Genomic DNA, 461 nt, shown 5'->3' with positions numbered 1-461 from the left:
GGTGAACAAGAACCCCGTACGCCCGGGCGCCACGACACCGTCTGGCGCGTTGCCGCGTCCTGCCGCCAGCGCGTCGAGTTCGCGCAGCAGTTCCTCGCGCCCCGTCCCCAGCACCACCGCCCGGTGCTCCAGCGCCGCACGCCGGGTCGCCAGAGAGAGCCCGACATCGGTCGGCTCCTCGGCTGCGGCCGTGGCGCGCAGCCGGGCCGCCTGGGCGCGCAGGCCCTCCGGCGAGGCACCGCTCAGTGCCCAGGGCACGAGCGTGTCCGGCATCCGGGGGCCCGGGAGGGAGGCGGGTTCGTCCGGTGCCTGTTCGATCATGGTGTGCGCGTTGGTGCCGCTGATCCCGAACGACGAGACCGCCGCGCGTCGGGGTCGCCCGGCCGAGGGCCACTCCCGCTCCTCGGTGAGCAGTTCCACTGCTCCCGCCGACCAGTCCACGTGCGACGAGGGTTCGTCGG

General features: G+C 74.8%; 1 protein-coding gene. It reads right to left on the bottom strand.

The genetic code is table 11. The annotated features are described in order from the left end of the window. Positions 1 to 461 (bottom strand): ketoacyl-synthetase C-terminal extension domain-containing protein (locus V1L54_RS29320; RefSeq protein ID WP_330121193.1); only part of this gene is annotated, 461 nt, incomplete at both ends.

The organism is Streptomyces rubellus, from assembly GCF_036323805.1.
Lineage (GTDB): Bacteria > Actinomycetota > Actinomycetes > Streptomycetales > Streptomycetaceae > Streptomyces.
This window is presented reverse-complemented; position numbering and strand designations above follow the sequence as displayed.